The sequence below is a fragment of the bacterium genome (assembly GCA_024228115.1).
Lineage (GTDB): Bacteria > Myxococcota_A > UBA9160 > UBA9160 > UBA6930.
Map to the genome: position 1 here is coordinate 1 of JAAETT010000511.1, position 17,347 is coordinate 17,347.

At 63.8% G+C, this 17,347-nt stretch carries 19 protein-coding genes; 11 read left to right on the forward strand and 8 right to left on the reverse strand.

Annotated features, from left to right (window positions below):
• Positions 1 to 137: 137 nt before the first annotated feature.
• Complete coding sequence (locus GY937_21590) at positions 138 to 734, reverse strand: TetR/AcrR family transcriptional regulator (GenBank protein MCP5059305.1); 597 nt, start codon at positions 732 to 734, stop codon at positions 138 to 140.
• A gap of 80 nt (positions 735 to 814) precedes the next feature.
• On the opposite strand from GY937_21590, the gene GY937_21595 reads away from it, so the two are divergent.
• Positions 815 to 982 carry a hypothetical protein gene (locus tag GY937_21595; GenBank protein ID MCP5059306.1) on the forward strand — a complete coding sequence of 56 codons (168 nt, stop codon included), beginning with the start codon at positions 815 to 817 and terminating at the stop codon, positions 980 to 982.
• Between the two features lie 4 nt (positions 983 to 986).
• Here the strand turns inward: GY937_21595 and GY937_21600 are convergent, their stop codons facing one another.
• Positions 987 to 1,223, reverse strand: coding sequence for a hypothetical protein (locus GY937_21600; GenBank protein MCP5059307.1), 237 nt, complete (start codon positions 1,221 to 1,223; stop codon positions 987 to 989).
• A gap of 207 nt (positions 1,224 to 1,430) precedes the next feature.
• Here GY937_21600 and GY937_21605 point away from each other — a divergent pair, with 207 nt between their 5' ends.
• The 8 genes from GY937_21605 to GY937_21640 all read left to right on the forward strand — a co-directional run bounded on the left by GY937_21605 (position 1,431) and on the right by GY937_21640 (position 9,589).
• Positions 1,431 to 2,606 carry an MFS transporter gene (locus tag GY937_21605; GenBank protein ID MCP5059308.1) on the forward strand — a complete coding sequence of 392 codons (1,176 nt, stop codon included), beginning with the start codon at positions 1,431 to 1,433 and terminating at the stop codon, positions 2,604 to 2,606.
• 121 nt (positions 2,607 to 2,727) lie between these two features.
• Entirely contained in the window at positions 2,728 to 3,381 is a 654-nt protein-coding gene (locus GY937_21610; GenBank protein MCP5059309.1) for a hypothetical protein, read from the forward strand.
• Complete coding sequence (locus GY937_21615) at positions 3,381 to 3,944, forward strand: GNAT family N-acetyltransferase (protein MCP5059310.1); 564 nt, start codon at positions 3,381 to 3,383, stop codon at positions 3,942 to 3,944. Before GY937_21610 ends, GY937_21615 begins: the two co-directional genes overlap by 1 nt.
• A 66-nt stretch (positions 3,945 to 4,010) precedes the next feature.
• On the forward strand, positions 4,011 to 5,090 hold the full coding sequence (locus tag GY937_21620; protein ID MCP5059311.1) for an NAD-dependent epimerase/dehydratase family protein: 1,080 nt from the start codon (positions 4,011 to 4,013) through the stop codon (positions 5,088 to 5,090).
• Between the two features lie 8 nt (positions 5,091 to 5,098).
• Positions 5,099 to 5,890, forward strand: coding sequence for a cyclase family protein (locus tag GY937_21625; GenBank protein ID MCP5059312.1), 792 nt, complete (start codon positions 5,099 to 5,101; stop codon positions 5,888 to 5,890).
• A gap of 88 nt (positions 5,891 to 5,978) precedes the next feature.
• Complete coding sequence (locus GY937_21630) at positions 5,979 to 7,052, forward strand: Zn-dependent alcohol dehydrogenase (GenBank protein ID MCP5059313.1); 1,074 nt, start codon at positions 5,979 to 5,981, stop codon at positions 7,050 to 7,052.
• 48 nt (positions 7,053 to 7,100) lie between these two features.
• On the forward strand, positions 7,101 to 8,591 hold the full coding sequence (locus tag GY937_21635; protein MCP5059314.1) for a sulfatase: 1,491 nt from the start codon (positions 7,101 to 7,103) through the stop codon (positions 8,589 to 8,591).
• Positions 8,592 to 8,614: 23 nt separating this feature from the next.
• Positions 8,615 to 9,589, forward strand: a complete 975-nt coding sequence (locus GY937_21640; protein ID MCP5059315.1) for an NADPH:quinone oxidoreductase family protein — start codon at positions 8,615 to 8,617, stop codon at positions 9,587 to 9,589.
• A 16-nt stretch (positions 9,590 to 9,605) separates the two neighbouring features.
• On the opposite strand, the gene GY937_21645 is transcribed toward GY937_21640, so the two are convergent.
• On the reverse strand, positions 9,606 to 10,574 hold the full coding sequence (locus tag GY937_21645; protein ID MCP5059316.1) for an LLM class flavin-dependent oxidoreductase: 969 nt from the start codon (positions 10,572 to 10,574) through the stop codon (positions 9,606 to 9,608).
• A 10-nt stretch (positions 10,575 to 10,584) separates the two neighbouring features.
• Entirely contained in the window at positions 10,585 to 11,085 is a 501-nt protein-coding gene (locus GY937_21650; protein ID MCP5059317.1) for a protein phosphatase, read from the reverse strand.
• 97 nt (positions 11,086 to 11,182) lie between these two features.
• Here GY937_21650 and GY937_21655 point away from each other — a divergent pair, with 97 nt between their 5' ends.
• Complete coding sequence (locus GY937_21655; GenBank protein ID MCP5059318.1) at positions 11,183 to 11,530, forward strand: hypothetical protein; 348 nt, start codon at positions 11,183 to 11,185, stop codon at positions 11,528 to 11,530.
• On the opposite strand, the gene GY937_21660 is transcribed toward GY937_21655, so the two are convergent.
• The 3 genes from GY937_21660 to GY937_21670 are packed head-to-tail and all read right to left on the reverse strand — an operon-like array spanning position 11,497 to position 14,461.
• Positions 11,497 to 12,522, reverse strand: a complete 1,026-nt coding sequence (locus tag GY937_21660; GenBank protein MCP5059319.1) for a beta-lactamase family protein — start codon at positions 12,520 to 12,522, stop codon at positions 11,497 to 11,499. The two genes, GY937_21655 and GY937_21660, sit on opposite strands and share 34 nt — an antisense overlap.
• Before the next feature lies 1 nt (position 12,523).
• On the reverse strand, positions 12,524 to 13,354 hold the full coding sequence (locus tag GY937_21665) for an SDR family oxidoreductase (GenBank protein MCP5059320.1): 831 nt from the start codon (positions 13,352 to 13,354) through the stop codon (positions 12,524 to 12,526).
• Positions 13,355 to 13,384: 30 nt separating this feature from the next.
• Positions 13,385 to 14,461 (reverse strand): dihydrodipicolinate reductase, encoded by a 1,077-nt coding sequence (locus GY937_21670; protein MCP5059321.1) that lies wholly within the window; start codon positions 14,459 to 14,461, stop codon positions 13,385 to 13,387.
• Between the two features lie 73 nt (positions 14,462 to 14,534).
• On the opposite strand from GY937_21670, the gene GY937_21675 reads away from it, so the two are divergent.
• The gene (locus GY937_21675; GenBank protein MCP5059322.1) at positions 14,535 to 15,095 is read left to right on the forward strand and encodes a hypothetical protein; all 561 of its coding nucleotides are present in this window, start codon (positions 14,535 to 14,537) and stop codon (positions 15,093 to 15,095) included.
• Positions 15,096 to 15,130: 35 nt separating this feature from the next.
• Here GY937_21675 and GY937_21680 read toward each other — a convergent pair whose 3' ends face one another.
• Complete coding sequence (locus tag GY937_21680; protein MCP5059323.1) at positions 15,131 to 17,116, reverse strand: DUF3604 domain-containing protein; 1,986 nt, start codon at positions 17,114 to 17,116, stop codon at positions 15,131 to 15,133.
• Positions 17,117 to 17,347: the final 231 nt, after the last annotated feature.

The following is a 17,347-nucleotide window of genomic DNA, read 5'->3' on the forward strand; positions in this document are numbered from 1 at the left end:
GCCGAAGCACACTCCGCATTCGCGCCACGGAATGGGCATCGACCACCCAAAACGAGATCCGTCAGCGTCAATCGCCGCGCGGCACGCTGAAACATTGGAAAGCCAGCTTCTCAGCCAACTTTCGTGCATAGTTCAGGCTAGCTTCTCCTGGAGACCAGGCCACTGAGGGCCAGATCGACCATCGCTTCAACCATGTCCGGATGCACCTGCATGCCGCGAAAGAACAGACGCACTGCAATGGGCCCGACGACGAGATCCGCTGCCAGATCGATGTCCACGCCCGGCGCCAACTCTCCTCGATCACGTGCGCGCTCGAAGGCCAGGGCCAAGGGCCGGCGCCGTCGCTTCAACATCGGATCGAGTAGCTCGCTCAGATCCGGATTGTGCGCGCGTTCGGCAGCGAGGCTCGGATACGCCGTGGCCAACGGTGTTGCCAGGAAGTTCTCCAGGTAGCGGCGGAGCATGGCTTTGAGATCACCCTCGAGACTTCCCGAATCCACGTCCTCGAAGGCGGGAAGCTCGCCGAAGGCCTCCACGACGAGCGGAAGCTTGGACGGCCAGCGCCGGTAGATCGTCGCCTTGCCGACACCCGCCCGATGCGCGACGCCCTCGACCGTCAACGCCGAGAAACCCACCTCGGAAAGGAGATCGAGGGTGGCCTTCAGGATGGCCTGGTGGGCCTCCTCGCTCCGGGGTCGCCCGGCAGTCGCACCCCCGTCTGCTCGAGACCGCACGCCACGTCTCCTTTCGCCGACCTGGAAACACCAACAGGTTCAACCCGTTGCAGCGACCTCAGCTCGGCTCCCGTCGATCCGTGCCTATTACGATACAGTACGTTCCGTTCACAATCATCTGCCCGTGGCCATCCTCCGGGGTCGACGACGACCCCTTTTCCCAGCAGGTCATCGAAGGAGCGGAGACCTTCGACGGGCTGGAAGGCAGGCTGATGAAGGCGAACGAACTGAGCGGCGAACCGCCCTAGCCGATCAGGAACCCTCGCCGAGCTGACGCTCCATACGATCGTTGGCTGCTTCGTGGGCTCGTTCGACGGCGAGACCTGCGCGCTTGGGCGTCGAAAGCCGATCACCGGAATCAGCGTCCAGGGGCTCGGTGTTCACGGAAGCGAACAGGCCGCCGAAAGCGTGCTCGCTCCCTTCCGTGTAGACAGTGAGGCCCACCCAGAGGAGCCCCGCGATGAATAGAAGGCCGAATGCTTTGGCCATGGCGTTCTCCTTGTAGGGGCCGTATCGGCAGATCGGGTGCCGCAATGGAGGGCTTCGACTGGAATGCGCAGGAGATGCGGGAGAGCATCGCCGAGCCACGAAAATCTCGTCCGGCCTGGAGTTCGGAGACGACTGGCCGCAGGACCTGCGCGTCCCCGCGGCCCTGCTTGCGGTGGCACCACAGCGCCGCCATGCTCCGCCCCGCCGATGGACGCCGCACCGCATAAGACCTCTCTCGCCATCCTGTTCAGCGTCGTCATCGTCGACCTGATCGGCTTCGGCATCGTCATGCCCGTGCTGCCCTATTGGGCGGCCGATTTCGGGGCGGACGGATGGACCTATGGGCTGATCCAGAGCTCCTATGCCCTGGCCCAGTTCGCGTTTGCGCCGCTCTGGGGGCGGATTTCGGATCGGGTCGGCCGCAGGCCGGTCATGCTCGTCACCGTGCTGGGAACCGCGCTCTCCCTGGCCTGGCTGGGCTTTGCTGAATCCCTTGCAGGCCTGTTCGCTGCTCGAATCCTCGCGGGGGGCTTTGCCGCGAACATCGGCGTGGCTTCGGCCTATATCACGGATGTCACCTCCGATGAAGACCGCACCCGCTGGATGGGCATGCTAGGTGCGAGCTTCGGCGTGGGATTCACACTCGGCCCGGCGATTGGCGGATTGCTCGCCCCTTACGGATACGCGGTTCCGATGTTTGCCGCAGCAGGCCTTGCGGGGCTGAACTTCGTGTTCGCCGCGTTCGCGCTGCGAAATCCTCCGCACCGAAGCGCGCCAGAGCGCACCCTGGGCCGCATTGAAATCCTGCGCAATCCGCGCGTTCGCCAAGCGTGCATCATCTACCTGTTCTTCTCCCTGGCCGTTGCCCAGCTCGAGAACATGTTTCCTCTGTACATGAAGGACGCATTCCATCTCGACGCCCGCAGCCTGGGTTTCCTGCTCGTGGGCATGGCCCTGGTCATGGGGGGCGTTCAGGGCGGCGGCATGCGAGCGCTGGCGGCACGCTATTCGGAACGCAGCCTGGTCATGGCGGGATCCGCACTCCTCGTCGTCGGCTTCTTCTTCTTGCCCCTGGCGCCGGGCATCGGATTGCTCCTGGTTCCGCTGACCCTCTCTGCAATAGGCCGCGCCATTTCACAACCATCGCTGATGAGCTTGACGTCATTCGAGGCCAGTCCGGAAGCCCGCGGTGCCGTAATGACGACGTACCAATCGATGGCCTCCCTCGCGCGCATCTTCGGCCCTGCAGCCGCTGGCTTCCTCTTCGATCGGAACATGGCCTGGCCCTTCTGGCTTGCCGCAGGCTTGATGGTCGTGGTGCTGGTGCAGAGCCGCGGATTGCGGGGGGAACGGCTCGGCGCCAACGGGCCCGCGATCGCATGACGAGCCTCTTCGCGCCAAGGGTCGTCGAATTCGGCGGCCGCCCAGCCGAAGAGAGACCGCCGCCCGCACCTCCAGCCCTCGACTCAGTCGACCACTGACCCATCCCGGGAGAAGCCGATTCATGCTCGAGAGATTCTTCGATGACCACCGCCAGCTCTTCATTCGTCAACGCAAGGAATGGACCGAGATCATCGTCGACTGGGAAACCCGCAATCAATACGAAGTGTTGGGCTCCGAGCAGGAGAAGCTCGGGACCATCGCTGAGCGAGCCGGCGGAACGGCAGACTTCCTGAAGCGCGCCATCCTGAGATCCCACCGGGGCTTCCAGATCCGCGTGGTAGACCGCGAAAATCAGCTCTTGCTCGAGCTCGCCCGGTCGTTCTTCTTCTTGTTCTCGGATCTCGAGGTGACGGGTGCACAAGGCGAGAGACTCGGCAGCGTGCATCGCCGCTTCGGCATCCTCTACAAGCGATATGACCTGCGAGACGCCACCGGGATGACCTTCGCGAAGGTTCGCAGCCCGCTCTGGCGCCTATGGACATTTCCGGTGCTGAGTACCCGCGGCAGCGGGGACTCGGTCATCACCAAACGCTGGAGTGGCGCGCTGCGTGAAGTCTTCGCCGACGCCGATTCGTTCATGATCGACTATGAGCAAGGAACCTGGAGCACGGACGAGCGCGCCGTCATCTTCGCTGCTGCCCTCAGCATCGATTTCGATTTTTTCGAGAACAATCAAGGCGTGCGTGGCATGCTGGACGTGTTCGATTTCTCGTGATGAGCGCCCAGCCGGACATCCCCCTGGAGCTCACCACAGATCGCCTCGCGCTCCGCGCTCTCCACCCGGATCAAGCCGAAGAGATCCTCGCGGGGATTCACGCGTCGTTCCTGAACCTGCATCGCTGGATGGCATGGGCGACGGAAATCCCGACGCTGGAATGGCAGCGCGAGCACTTGGTGGCCCTCCGAGCAAAACATCTAGCCGGCGAATCGCTTTCCTTCTCTCTCTTTCTTCGCGAGGGTGGCGCCTTCGTCGGCAATTGCGGCATCCCACGTCTCGATTGGGACGAGCGTCGCTTCGAAATCGGCTATTGGTGCCACGAGGCCCACGAGGGCGAGGGCTACGTGAGCGAGGCCGTACGAGCCTTGACGGACCTCGCATTCGGCAGCTTCCGAGCACAGCGTGTCGAGCTTCGTATGAGCGAACTCAATCGCAAGAGCTGGCGCGTCGCGGAACGCTGCGAGTTCACGCTCGAGGAGACCCTCTTGAATGACGGATGCCACCCGGATGGCTCGGCTCGCAACACCCGGGTCTACGTCAAGCTCTCGGATCCACGTTGAAGAGAACAGAGGAGAGCGCCACGATCGCACGCTACGCTGAGCCGTTCCGGCCATGCACGGCGCGCCATGCGCCAGCCGGAATTCGTTCCGATCCGCGAACAGACGGGCAAAGCCCCCTCGACCCGGGATGACAAAACCGTGCGAGTGATGATCACAGGTGCAACCGGACTGGTCGGCTTTCATGCCGCCGTGGCTCTTGCCCGGGCCGGGCACGAGACACGTTGCCTTGTACGCAGTGAAGAAAAGTTGCGTCAGGCCTTCTCGAGGTCATCGGTTCCGATGCCCGATTTCGTGGTGGGTGACATGACCGACCCGGAAGCCGTTACGGCAGGCCTCGAGGGCTGCGACGGAGTGCTCCACGCGGCAGGCCTCGTCAGTATCGAAGCGAAACGCGCAGCCGAGGTCATGACGACGAACGTGCGTGGCACGGAGCTCGTCATCGGAGGCGCAGTCGAACGTGGGCTCCGACACATCGCCTACGTCTCCAGCTTCGGTGCGATCTTCGATCCGTGGGGTGGCGATACGAGGGCGGACGGTCCGATCATCGACGCGAACGATGGCTACAGCCGCTCGAAAGCCGACTGTGAAGCCTACGTTCGCCGACTTCAAGATCAGGGGGCTCCGATCGCCACGATCTACCCGAGCGCCATCCACGGCCCTGACGACCCCGGCCTCTCGGAAGCGAACAACGCACTCATCATTTTCGTGCGCACCTGCATCTTCCATACCTCGGGAGGCTACATGTGCGTCGATGCACGAGATCTCGCCGAAGCCCTGGTTGCGATGCTGGCATCCGGTCGAACGCGTCGGGTCATCGCTGCCGGGCATTTCCTGCCGTGGCGTACCCTCGGCGATCTGCTCGCTGGCGTTACCGGCCGGCCCATCCGTCGGATCCCTGGCCCCGGGTGGATGTTTCGAGGCCTGGGCGTGGCCGGCGACGTCGTGCGCCGAATCGTGCCGATCGAATTCCCACTCACCCGTGAGGCGATGACCTTCGTGACCCGGACTCGACTCGTCGAAGATTCTCCCGAACTCGAAGAGCTGGGTGTCACGTGGCGACCGGTGCATGAGACCTATGCCGATTCGCTGCGGTGGTTGATCGCCGAAGGCCACCTCGATCGAAAGCGAGCACCTGGGCTGGCGTAGGGGGGGCAATGCAACTGGTAGACCTGACTCGCCTTCTCGATGCGACCGACCTGGAGCGTATGCCCGAGGCGGCGCGTGTTGCGGCGTCCGTGCTCGTTCCGTCGATCGATCCGATCCGGCCAGCCGAAGGCGGCGCCGACATCATGTGTGCGCTTTTCGGCTGCACAAAAGAAGACCTGCCCGATGGCGAAGGTTGGGGCGACGAAACACTCCATTTCTCGAGCCATCTGGGAACCCACGTGGATGCACCTCTCCACTACGGCACGACATGCGAAGGCAAGCCGGCCCGGACGATCACCGACATCGAATTGGGTGAACTCTATTGCGATGGCGTGGTGCTCGACCTTCGCGAGCGCACCGAGCCTGCCAAGGGAATCACGGTCGAAGCGTTGCAGGCTGCGATCGACGAAACGGGCGCACGGATCGGGCCCGAAACCGCCGTACTCCTCCGAACCGGCCAGGAGCGATTCGGCCTCGGTGACCTCCAGTTCTACCTCTACCCCGGGATGACGCGTGAGGGCACGCTCTTCCTGGCGGAACTCGGAGCGAAGGTTCTAGGCACCGATGCGGCCGGCTGGGACCGGCCCTTCCTCGAGATGCGACGTGCCTTCACCGAGACCGGGGATCCAGGCGAAATCTGGGACGGTCACTTTGCTGGCCGGGAGCGAGAAGTCTTCATCGTGCAGCAGCTCGACAATCTCGCGGCCCTTCCTCCGGCCGGATTCAAAGTCGGCTTCTTCCCCATGAAACTCGCTGCCTGTAGTGCAGCGCCAGCGAGGGTCGTAGCGTTCCTGGACTGAGGCGCCCTGGGCCTGTGTGGACGCATTCGGGTGCTGGCGATAGCATGCTCCCTTCCTTTCCCATCCTTCCTGATCAGCCGGAGACACCATGAAAGCCGCCGTCCTCACCGAACTCAACAAGCCCCTCGAAATCCGCGATGACGTCGGCCTGGTCGATATCGGCCCGGGCGAAGTCCACGTGAAGATCGTCTCGAGCGGCGTCTGCCATTCGGACGTATCGGCCCAGAACGGCACGATCCCGGTGGGCACGCCCTGCGTGCTCGGCCACGAAGGTGCGGGCATCGTCCAGGAAGTGGGCCCCGGCGTCAGCGAGCTTGCGGCCGGCGATCCGGTGATCATTTCCTTCACGCCCGCCTGCCGGAACTGCAAGAGCTGCCTGCGCGGCGAGGCTTACCTCTGTCAGAGCATGGGGCCGATGTTCACGCCGCATTTCGTGCTCGACGGCAACCCGACCATGGGCATGGCCGGCTGTGGAACCTTTGCCGAGGAAATGATCATCCCGGAAAGCGCGGCCGTGAAGGTGGACGACGACATCCCGCTCGGGCTGGTGTCGCTGATCGGTTGTGGCGTGACGACTGGCGTGGGCGCCGCCATCAACACCGCCAAGGTGACTCCGGGCAGCTCGGTGGTCGTGATCGGTGCGGGCGGTGTCGGCATCTCCGCGATCCAGGGCGCACGCATTGCGGGGGCTGCCGAGATCCTGGCAGTCGATCTGGTCGATTCGAAGCTGGCCATTGCGAAGCAATTCGGCGCGACCCACGTCTGCAAGCCTGACGACCTCGAAGGCTTGAAGACGGAAATCACCGGCGGTGAGGGCTTCGACTACGCCCTGGAGTGCATCGGAAATCCCGCGACCATCCGAGCCACGTACGACGCGGCTCGCCGTGGTGGAACCGCCGTGATCGTGGGCGTCGGCCGCATGGAGCAGAAGATCGAGTTCTCGGCTTTCGAATTCTTCTTCGGGGACAAGACACTGCGTGGTTCCATGTATGGCAGTGCCAACGTGCGCACCTTCATGCCGAAGCTGCTTCGCCTCTGGAAAGCCGGCAAGCTCGATCTCGAAAACATGGTCAGCCAACGCATCAAGCTCGACGAAGTGAACGAAGCCTTCCGTGCCATGCAGGAAGGCGAGGTCATCCGCTCGGTGATCGATTTCGCCTAGGCAGTAGTCCCCGAAATCGCTCCCGCAGTCAAGATAGAGGCCCGTCCCATGGGGAAACTGTTCTGGCGGCTGGCGAGTGGCCTTGGAGCGCTCTTGCTCCTGGTGCTGGGTGTGGCGCTCGTGGGATTGGGCTTGCGCTGGGCACAGGTGACCTTCTTCTACGCACCCACGCATCCGGAACATGCGTCGGAGAAGGCGGCCTATCTAGCAGCCGTTTCAGCGGAGAAGCTGGCGGAACCACCGAACTTCGTCGTGATCTTCTTCGACGATCTCGGATGGGGTGATCTCGGAAGCTACGGCAGCCAACTGATTCGCACCCCGCACATCGACCAGGCGGCAGCCGAAGGCCTGCGGATGACGGATTTCTACTCGGCTTCGCCGGTGTGTACGCCGTCTCGTGCGGCACTCCTCACCGGCCGCTTTCCCGTGCGAACGGGAACGCAGTACCACGTCTTCTTTCCCGAAGGGACTCTCGTCGGGACGATTCGAAAGATGTTGGGCGTGGGCAATGAATTGCCTACCGATGAGATCCTTTTGCCCGAAGCCCTGGGTGCCGCCGGCTATGCCACCGGCATGATTGGTAAGTGGCACCTGGGAGATCGGTCCGGGCATCTGCCCAACGATTTCGGTTTCCAAGAGTACGTCGGAGTCCGCTTCAGCAACGACATGCAGCCCTTGCATCTCTTTCGGAACGACGAGATCGAGATTCGCGACGAAACACCGCTCGTCAACCGCGGTTCATTCCGAGATGAGGATGCCGATGTCGAAATGGTCGGGATGGATCAGCGGCAGTTGACCCGACGTTTCACCGAGGAGGCGCTCTCGGTCCTCGACGCACACAAGGCTGGGCCTTTCCTCCTCTACCTCGCGCATACGGCACCGCACGTACCGCACTTCGCGGATCCGGAGCATGCGGGTTCCTCTGAAGGCGGTGTCTACGGCGATGTGGTCGAGGATCTCGACCGCAGTACGGGTGCAATCCTCGAAGCTCTCGACCGGCTCGGCCTTGCAGAGAACACCCTGGTCCTGATCACGAGCGACAATGGCGCGGACTACAATGGGAGCCCGGGCAACCTTCGGGGCAGGAAGGGAGAGGTGCTCGAGGGCGGACAACGCGTACCGATGATCGCACGTTGGCCCGGGCGAATTCCCGCGGGAGGCGTGAGCGACGAGATTGCCATGAACATCGATATCTTCCCGACGCTCCTGGGCCTTGCGGGTATTCCGTTGCCGGAGGATCGGATCGTGGACGGAGCCGATCTCAGCAATGTCTTCGAGAAGGGCGCAGCCTCTCCGCATGAGCTGCTCTTCTATTTTCCGACCCTCGGCGGCGAACCCGCCGGTGCCCGGAATGCGCGCTTCAAGTATCTCGCGTCCACTGGAGATCTCGGGCGCGACAAGAGCATGCTCTCCGATGTGCATCGGGATCAAGAAGGCCACAATCTGATCCGTCGCTTTCCGGAGGACGGTGAGAGATTGGGCAACGCCGTCGACCGGTTGGCGGAAGAACTCGAGAACAACCCCCGCGGCTGGCGCTAGCATCGGGCACCAAAGGAGAATCCGTGAGAGCTGTCATCTGCAGAGAATTCGGGCCGCCGGAAAAACTGGTCGTCGAGGAGGTGCCCGATCCCGTGGCCGGACCGGGCCAGCTGGTCGTCGACGTCCGCGCGGCAGGGGTGACGTTCCCCGACGCATTGATCATCGAGGATGCCTACCAGTTCAAGGCAACGCCTCCCTTCTTTCCCGGTGGAGAGGTTGCCGGCATCGTCCGGGAGGTCGGTGAAGGCGTCGATGGATTTGCGATTGGTGATTCCGTGATCGGCGCTACGGGAATTACGGGTGGCTTTGCTGAGCAAGCCCTGGTCAGTGCTATCAGCACGCGACCCATGCCCGAACGCATCGGCTTTGCCGAGGCGACGGGCATGCAATATGCGTACGGCACCTCGCACTACGCCTTGAAGTATCGAGGCCAGCTGCAGAAGGGTGAAACACTTCTCGTGCTCGGTGCCGGAGGAAACGTCGGCCTGGCGGCGGTAGAGCTGGGCAAGCTCGCGGGTGCACGGGTCATCGCAGCCGCATCGAGCGCCGACAAGCTCGCCCTCTGCCGCGAACGCGGCGCCGACGAAACGATCGACTACTCCGTCGAAGACTTGAAGGAACGCACGAAAGCCCTCACCGATGGTCGGGGTGCCGATGTCGTCTATGACGCAGTCGGCGGTGAATACGCCGAGGCCGCCCTTCGTGCCACCGCATGGAACGGGCGCTTCCTGGTCATCGGTTTTACCGCAGGTATCCCCAAGATCCCGTTGAACCTGACGCTCTTGAAGGGCTGCCAGATCGTTGGCGTCTTCTTTGGCGCCATGGTGGGCCGGGAACCCGAGACCCGGGATGCCATCGTCCGCGATCTCGACCGGCTGACCGCCTCCGGCCAGCTCAATCCCTATGTCTCCAAACGCTACACCCTCGACGAAGCTCCGCAGGCTCTACGTGATCTCCAGGAGCGCCGCATCCTGGGCAAGGTCGTCATCGAGCCCTGAACCCGACGAGGGGACGCTAGAGGACTTTGCTGGCAACGAGCTCGAGGCAGCGCCAGCCGTGCTCGGGAGGCAGCCCCCCCACGAGGGGATGGAGGAGAAGGGGCCAACCTGTTTGGATGAGGCTTCTCGCCTCGTCGGGGGAGAGAATGCGGTAGTTGCCTTCTTCGGCGCGCAAGGCTTCGACGGTCCGGACCTGCGAGCCGCTGGCACTCACATTCGTTCCACCGGCGGCCATCCACTTGCCGTACGTCATTGCATCGTGCAGAAGGTAGGAACCGATTTCGGCCCAGGCCCGATCCGGATCTTCAGCGACGAAGACGCAGGTCGGCGCGTCGGGGGGTGGATTGATGAACAAGCCGGGCGTCGTGCCGAACTCTCTGCAGGCGTCGGCGTAGAGCTGCTCGAGCTCTGGCGGTCCACCCTGGCCTATCATGCCCATCCCAAAACGGGCAGCTCGCCGAATGGCCGCGGGAGATGCGCCCCCCATGAGAAGCGGCGGCCCGCCGGCGGAGAGCGGCATGGGTGTAACTCGAACGGGCCGGCCCTCGTAGCTGAAGCGTTCCCCTGTCCAGGCTTGCTGCATCGCCTCCAGGCAGGCGTCCATCCGTTTGCCACGCTGGCGCTTGTCGCGCCCGAACATCGCGTATTCTTCCTCGCGGTAGCCAAGAGCGCAGACGTAGGAGACCCGGCCTCCGGACACGATGTCCAGCACGGCCATCTGCTCGGCAAGATCGATCGGATCGTGGAGTGGAACCAACAACGCGGCGATCTGGATCGGAAGCCTGCGGGTACGGGCCGCCAGGGCGGAGGCCAGCACGAAAGGCGCGGAAAGATAGCCGTCCGAAGAGCCGTGATGCTCGGAGACGATCGCCATCATGCAACCGTTCTTCTCACCCCAGACGCACATCTCCATCGCCGCCTGGTAGAGATCCTGAATCGGCCCACCCGAGGCCGGGGATCGCATATCGAAGCGCAACGTGAACATGGCCTTTGAACTAGCGTGTTCGGCCCGGGCGGCGCTTGCGCTGGCTCATCAGGTCATCGATCAATCGGAGAGCCATTGGCTCCCAACGCGGCGCGAAGAGCGCGTCGGGTCGCACGTCTCGAACCTTCGCGATTGCGAAATCAGCATCCAGATCCTCCGCACAAGCGACGAAATAGGCACCCACCAGAGCGGTTCGATCGCGCCCCATGCTGCAATGGACGAGGGTCTTGCGGCCCGCCTCGGCCTGGGTCTCGAGAAAGGCCTGAGCCTCGGGCAAGCGTTCGAGGCAGGTCGCTTCCGTCTGTTCGTTCGCTTGATCGTCTGCGGGAAGCTCGACCACAGCATGCTCGATCCCAGCCGCACGGAGCGCCTCGCCGTCCACTTCTCGCGTATCCAGGGAAAGCACCGCCCGGAACCCGCCCTCTGCGAGCGCAGCCGCATCCCAGGCCGCACGATTGGGCCCCGGCCGGCCGGCCAACTTCTCGGAAATGATCCAGTAAACGTGTTTCAACGCCTTCTCCCTTGGACGGAACGACACAGAGGCTAGAGAATCGGATGGCTTTGGTCCGCGCTCGAGGAAGTGCCGTGCCCCTGGGTATCGTTGAACCATGAGCGGAGCCAGCTGGATCATGATCGCGGGGCCCTACCGGAGCGGCGCCTCCTCCCAAGAGGAGCGTGCCGCAAGGCTCCGCCTCTTGAATGAGGCCGCACTCGCGGTCTTCGAACGTGGCCACGTTCCGATCATCGGAGTCAACCTCGCCTTGCCGATCATCCAGGCTGCCGGAGAGGCAGACTACGATCGAATCATGATGCCGGTCTCTCTCGCCTTGGCCGAGCGCTGCGATGCGATCCTCCGACTCGGCGGGAAGAGTGCGGGGGCAGACGAAGAGGTGGAACGCGTTCGTGCGCAGGGCGGCCGAGTCTACCTGAGTGTGGAAGAGATCCCGGAAGCCTGAGGTTCAGGCGAGTGAAGCGCTTCCAAGACGCACCGAAGCACACGCTCAGCAGCCCCGTCGCGCTCGTCGGCGCACAACACGCACACCGTCGTGGCCTGCACCGGAAAGTGGAACGCTGAAGCGGTGTAGCCGGGTCCGCCACCATTGTGGCCCCAACACGGGCCGAAGGTCGAGCCGATATCCCCCATCAACCCGAGACCATAGGCGGGCACCGTCCAGCCCTTTGCCGATTCGTCGATTGGGAGCAGACGCGTCATCTCCGCGAGCCCCTCGGACGAAACCAACGATCCACCAGCGAGTGCGGCGAGGAACCGGAGGACTTCCCCAGCCGTCGAAGCCAGCGTTCCATGGAATACCCAACCTGGATCCATCGACTCTCCCACATCACGCGGTGATGCGTCTTGTGTCAGGCGAGAGGTGGAGGCTGGGACCAGCTCGGCGTAGTGAGCATGGGTCTCCAGTACGAATGTCCGCGTCAGCCCGAGTGGCCTGGCGATTCGCGCTTCGACGAGATCCTCGAACCCTGCGTCGGCGACCTGCTCGACGACCTCGCGGAGCAGCCTGTAGCCCGGGTTCGAATATAGGAATCGTTCCCCGGCCTCGTGGACCGGTCCCTTCATCCAGGTGTGGTCTGCGAAAGCAGTGCGGCCCCAGGCCTGGCCCGGCGTGCTGGCCAATGCCGCGTGGTATTCCGGAAGCGACCCGTAGTCGCGCAGACCCGCGCGATGCTGGAGCACATGACGAAGGCTCATCTCGGATGCACCTGGCACTTCCGGATGCCAGCGCGCAAGGGGATCGTCTAGCCCGAGCTGGCCTTCATCGTTCGACTGAACCAGAAGGGCTGCGATGATCGTCTTGGCAAGGCTGTAGATCGGAAAGCGTCCGCCACCTGCCTCGATCTGCTCGTCACCAACGCGAACGCTGAGAGCGCCGGTACGTCCTTCGAGCTCATGCGCCAGAAGAACCTCTAGATCGAGATCAGCGAGACCCACCCTACCGATCGCGCATGAGCCAATCACCAGGCTGTTCGTTCTCGCCGAACATCCGTTCCTGGAAGCGCATCATTCCGCCGATCCAGCGATCCACGTCGGCACCCTTGCGACGGGCGTACTCCGCGACTTCGGGATGTGGCAGGACCCAGAAACGCTCTTCGTCGAGAGCCTCGACGACGCATTGGTTCACGTCCTCGGGCTGGATCACGCCATCCTGGCCCGCGACGCCCATTCCACCGCCGCCCAGCCTGTCGCGATCCGGGCTGTTGGCCGCGATGGCCGTTTCTACGGCTTGCGGACACAGCACCGAGACACGAATGCCCTGGCGACCATGAGTGATGGCGATCCACTCGGCCAACGCGACGGCTGCGTGCTTCGTCACCGAGTACGAAAGTGAGCCGAGCTGGGTGAGCAGGCCGGCCGCCGATGCGGTGTTCAGCAAGTAGCCTTGGCCGCGGTCGATCATTCCCGGAAGGACGGCTCGCGCTGCGTAGAGATGCGCCAACACATGCACTTCCCACATGCGCTGAAGATCCTCCACGGGCGCCTCGAGGCCTCCGAGGGTGACGTAGCCTGCATTCGAAACGAAGAGATCGATTCCGCCGTGGGCACGCTCGGTCTCCGAGACGAGGGAACGAATGGCATCTTCCTGCGACACATCGAGGCCGACGCCCGTACCGCCGATCGCCTCCGCGACAGCTCGAGCTCCGGGTTCATCCCGATCCGCGACCACGACGTGCCCCGCACCCTCCTGCTGGAAGCGCTCGGCCAGCCCCTTGCCGATACCACTCGCACCGCCCGTCACGACGACGACACCATCCTTGACTTTCATCTCGAAACCTCCCTGGATGTGGACTCGCTCTCAGCGCGCGACGCATGCACGCGCCGGAGTGTGAGGCAAGTCCAGCGTCGAGACCATCCCCGGCGGCGCGGCAACGACCGCGGGGATCGCGTTGATCACCCGAGCCGCCGACGCCGTGATCCCCGCGGTGTTGTTGTCACCATCCGGGCCCCGCAGCTCGAAATCGCAGCGCATCGTGGGCGAGCCGTCGATTTCGACCCGGTAACCCGAGCCCCGGCCGGGGGGCGGCGCAGGCCAATCCGGTGCGGCGGCATCGCGAAGCCGATTCACGTGCTCGGCTGCCACGACAATGCGGCCGTTCACGATTCCCTCGAGAGAGAAGCGAACGGCGTCCACCATGCCGGGCTCGACCTTGCCCATCGCGCATTCGAAGGCCACGTCGCTGACCTTCCGATCGTGGCTCTCGCGTATCTCGTCGAGCTCGACCTCGAGGGCGTCGGCCAGCATCTGGACCATGCCTCCCCAACCCCAACGCAGCGCTCCGGGTTGGAGGAGCGGCGGTTGGTAGGAAAGCGGCCGAGCAAAGCCGAAATGCTCTCCGGTGAAGTCCGGGTCTGGATAGGTGGCGTAGTTCATCAACTCGGAGCAACGAACGGAATCGACCCGATCCGAGAGGCTCAGCAGGGCGAGAGGAAGAAGATCTCCAGAGAAGCCCGGATCGATGCCACTCGTAAAGAGGGTGCTCCCTCCCTTCTTGCAGGCCGCTTCGAGAGGCTCGCGAAGTTTCGGGTGGGCAAAGGGCGGATAGACCAACGATACGATCGAGGTGGAGACGACGTTGGTGCCGCTCTCCAGGATCTGACACAGCTCATCGACCACCTCGAAGGGGCGGGTCTCTCCTTGCACCATGTAGATCACGCAGTCGGCTCCGAGCGAAAGCAAGGCGTCGACATCCCCTGTTGCGAGGACTCCTGTCGCGGCTGCCCCCTCGCCGGCAATCTCGGCGGCATCCTTGCCGAGCTTCGCAGGGCTGTGTGCGTGTAGACCCACCAGCTCGAGCTCCGGGTGATGCAAGACGATGCGCAGGCTTCGCAGGCCGGCGTTTCCGGTGGACCATTGGATCACGCGATGACTCATGGCCGGCATGCTACCCCAGCGAGCGTCCTTGGATCCGCTCAAGCGGTGGCGATGTCCCGCCGATCTCAGGGAAGTGCAATTCCACCTGATCAGCCTCGCGTTCGCAGTGGTTCTCGGCATTGCCGCCCCCGGGCAGGCGGGCGGCATCGTCAAGTATCGATTGCCGAATGGGGAAATCGGATACGCGTCGGCAGGCCTGGTTCCCGAAGGCGCAACAGTGGAAACGACGAACTACGAACCGGAAGGCCGGCTGAGCCGGCGACCGGCTTCCGAAGGGCAGTCCGTGCCAAAGAAAGCGAAACCGGCGGCGCGCGCAGTGGCCGTCGTGGCACCCGTCGAAGAAGCCGTGGTGAACGATGCGGAACTCATCCGCGCAAAGTGGGCCGAGAAGGCCCGCGCCGCTCAGCTCGAGCTGGCGCGCGCCGGGCGCAACCTCGAGAAATGGAAGACGCGCTGCCCCGGCGTGGAAGATCGTCATGCCGTCTACGAACTACCGGACGGCTGCTCGACCTACGAGAAGAGTCGCCTCGACGGTGCATTCGAGGAAGTCGAGGTGAGACGTGCCTGGGTCGAGGAGGGGCTTTTCGATGCTTGCCGCACCTCAGGCGAGTGTCTGCCCGGCTACATCCGCTGAGCGAAGCGGTGGGCTCTGCGAGAAGCCTTCCTCCCTCAACGCCCGCCTGGAACGTCGTACCAGATCGCCGAGGTCCAGGCGCGTTCCTGAATGCGCAAGGGGAGGCTTGGATCCGAGCAGGCCTCGGGACGTTCTGCTTCGGGTAGCGCGTTGCACTGCAGGGCGCTCCAGCGGCAGGTCGGGTTCTCCAGCACGCGTGCGTAGTAGACCGCCGGGCGCTTGGGATCGAAGTTCGGGTCGGTCCAGTAGCCGCATAGGAACGCCGCACCGGGCCCGGTTCCGGTACATGTCTCGCGATCGACGTCTGCGTCTCCGGCAGCCGAACCACTGACATCGTGGACTTCCTGATGGAACTCACCATCGTCGCCAACCCAGCCCTTGATGATCTGGATGCGTTGGAGAGGGGCTCCTCCGACCGCGTCGGCAAATGCAGAAACCCAGAACCACGGGCTGGCGGCGGCCTCTGGATGCGGCTGAAGCGTTCCACCCATCGGAACGCCCCACGCATCCGCAACATCGGGAGCGTCCGCTCGCAAGCAGGAACCTTCGGGAGGGCTCCAGCCTCCATACAATCTCGGTCGAATTCGCGTACCACTGGTGGCGAAGGCCTCGCGGCGCTTCATGGAATCGAAGAGCGCGTCGCGGGTATTCTCCTCGGCCCAGATGCCTGCGAGTCCACCGGGACTTCTCAGTGGGTAGGGTGCGTAGCTGTCGTTCTCGACATTGATCCGCTTCGCCAAGCTCGCATCGGTCAGCCCGTTGTGCCCGGGATAGACCGCCTCGTCCGTCGCACCCGGGGTCCCGTTATGCGTGTCGGTTCCGCCGATCCAACCATGGCGATAAGGGTTCACATCCAACCGCGTGTTCTCTCGCAATCCTTCGAGCAGGACGTAGCGCGCGAAATCGAGCTTGGATTGACATCCACGATGAACCATCGCGCCACGGCCTGCGTCCTCGCCGCAGTCCGGTGGCTGTGCGTCGTCCATCCAGCGAATCTTGTCCTGGTCGCAGAGCTCATCCTCTCCCATGACGCCAGCGAATCCGCTTCGGCATTCGGATTCGCCCTTGGCCTGCACCATTTCGACCAAAGGCTCGAGGCTGGCGCGTAGCGCTGCCCGTGCGCGTTGTTCCTCGAGGCTTCCACTTCGGTCCGGCGAAAAAAGCTGTCCGTTCGAGACGTTTGGATTGTGCGGGATCGCGAGAGCTTCACATCCAGAACCAGTGTCGTTGCAGCGCCCCCGGAGCTTCCGCAACAACCCTTCGGCGGACGGCTCGTCGATCCACGAGATTGGGAGTTCCGGAACGATTTCGTTTCGGAGAATGACGTTGCGATGGACCTTCGAGCGCCCGGGCGATGCGCTGTACTCCCAACCGTGAAACGTCGTGAACGAGCAGGCGGAGGTGCGATCGTACCAACGCTCGGCAGCGGCCTGGGTCTGGCGCCAGGCGCGGCGAAGCTCCTCACGACAGGCCAGGCCACCTTCTCCGCAGATGCCTTCGTTTCGCCCGAAGAAGCCGACTACGGCGGCAATGCGACCGAAGAGGTTGTCGCCCATCCAGGAGGGCTGCTCGCCCCGGAACGTGCGGCAGGCCGAACTCTCGTAGACGGGCGAGTCGGGCCGCTTGCATCGGGACGTCTCACCCATCCACTCGGCGTGGTCGGTCACCGCGGCGAAATCGAGCGGGCGGTCCAGGGAAAAAGTGCGGGACGGGGGAAGCACGATCGGTTCGCCCCGGGCGAATCGATAGGCGGCATCTGGCGTCGACGTGCCGCCCCGAATCACCGTATCCATCGAAAGAGCCGTGTCGACGTGAAGATCACCAAAGAAGGCCCTTCGCAGCGGATCGCGCTGTGCGCACGCTTCTCGCGAGATGAGCGCGCGCGCCTCAGCGGGCCCTCCGGGCGGCGTCCACGGCTCGAAGCCGGGCCCGATCCTCGTGGGCAGATCCCGGAGAATCAGCACGAGCCCGATCGTGGCACCCAGCGCAACCGCCAGCCGGATCATCACGATCGAACGCATTCAGCCGGGAATCCGCGAACGGAAGGTAGAGAACGAATTCATTCGCCTACGGCCGGAACACCCGCCACGATCTCTGCCCCCCCAACACGGAACTAGCCCCAATCCGTCATTGGATCCGGGCCCCTGAGGGTATCGGTCCGGGTCAGGCGGCGAGTTGTTCGATGGCCCGATTGAATCGTTGGCGGGTGGAGGCCTCGGCAGCGATCCGCAGCTCGGCGCGCCCCTGAGGCC